Genomic DNA, 263 nt, shown 5'->3' with positions numbered 1-263 from the left:
ACATGATGAGGTAAAAGATCGTTTAGAGCAAATAGAAAAAATCATTATCACAACTCAAGAATCAGGACATCGCATCATTAACAAAGTAGGCGAGCTTGCAAACCCTGCCGATAGGGATCATTGTATCCAATACATGGTTGCTGTGCCACTTATATTTGGGCGTTTGAATGCAGATGATTATGAAGATAGTGTTGCAAGCGATGAAAGAATCGATGCTTTAAGAGCTAAGATGCAAGTAGAAGTGGATGATCGCTATACAAAAG

General features: G+C 38.8%; 1 pseudogene. It reads left to right on the top strand.

The features are described 5' to 3' along the window. Nucleotides 1-263: pseudogene (locus ELQ05_RS08160) on the top strand (MmgE/PrpD family protein); the annotation flags it as partial.

This window comes from Campylobacter sp. US53, from assembly GCF_004378995.1.
Classification (GTDB): domain Bacteria; phylum Campylobacterota; class Campylobacteria; order Campylobacterales; family Campylobacteraceae; genus Campylobacter_D; species Campylobacter_D jejuni.
This window is presented reverse-complemented; position numbering and strand designations above follow the sequence as displayed.